Raw genomic sequence first — 1,048 nt, 5'->3', positions numbered from 1 at the left:
TGTGTACGGGTCATCGTGCCGGCCTCCCACCTTATCGACGGATCGTTCCGGAGACGCCATGAGCCTTGAAAGCGTGCGCGCCCATCTCGACACGGCAGCCCCCGACATCGACATCATCGAGACCGAAGCCTCCAGCGCCACGGTGGAAGAGGCAGCAAACGCCCATAACGTCGCCCCCGCCCAGATCGCCAAGACGCTGTCCTTCAGCGTCAGGGATGACGTGTTTCTGCTGGTCGCGCGCGGCGATGCGCGGATCGACAACAAGAAGGCCAAGGCGGCCTTTGGCGGCAAGGTGAAAATGCTGCCGCTCGAAAAGGTCGAAGCGATCACCGGCCATCCGGTCGGCGGCGTCTGCCCCTTCGGTCTGGCAAACCCGATCAGGGTTTACTGCGATGAAAGCCTGAAGGCGTTCGACGAGGTGGTGCCGGCGGCAGGCTCCCGCAATGCCGCGATCCGGATTGCGCCCGAAAGACTTGCCGAAATCACCGGCGCGGACTGGGTCGATGTCTGTGCCGAGCCCGCGGCCTGACTTCGGCCTCAGAAATTCTGTGCATTTCGCCGAAAGCTCTGCCAGACTGAGCCGCACCCTGTGACAGGGCCGCACGGCATGGGCTATTGTTGAAAACCCGGTCGAAAACCGGACAGGAAAGGTGGCAATGGCCGATATCGAACAGCAGCGCGAAAAAGACGCCGGATACCGCGTTCTGGCGCGCAAGTACCGCCCCAAGGACTTCTCCGACCTGATGGTCGGACAGGAGGCGATGGTACGCACGCTGACCAACGCCTTCGAGACCGGCCGCATTGCCCAAGCCTATATGCTGACCGGGGTGCGCGGCGTCGGCAAGACCACCACCGCCCGGATTCTCGCTCGCGGCCTCAATTACAAGACAGATACCGTCGACAAGCCGACGATCGAGCTGAAAGAGCTCGGCGAGCACTGCCAGGCGATCATGGAAGGCCGTCATGTCGACGTGATCGAGATGGACGCCGCCTCCCATACCGGCATCGACGATATCCGCGAGATCATCGATCAGGTGCGCTACCGGCC

General features: G+C 62.7%; 1 protein-coding gene and 1 pseudogene. Both read left to right on the top strand.

Going from position 1 to position 1,048, the window contains the following annotated elements; all coding sequences use genetic code 11:
• Positions 1-58: 58 nt before the first annotated feature.
• Complete coding sequence (locus B4E36_RS07950) at positions 59-529, top strand: YbaK/EbsC family protein (RefSeq protein ID WP_345900210.1); 471 nt, start codon at positions 59-61, stop codon at positions 527-529.
• Positions 530-656: 127 nt separating this feature from the next.
• Positions 657-1,048 (top strand): annotated as a pseudogene (locus B4E36_RS07945) (DNA polymerase III subunit gamma/tau); the annotation flags it as partial.

The organism is Martelella sp. UBA3392, from assembly GCF_002358775.1.
GTDB lineage: Bacteria > Pseudomonadota > Alphaproteobacteria > Rhizobiales > Rhizobiaceae > Martelella > Martelella mediterranea.
The sequence above is the reverse complement of the archived record's forward strand: the minus strand, read 5'-3'. Positions and strand labels throughout refer to the sequence as shown.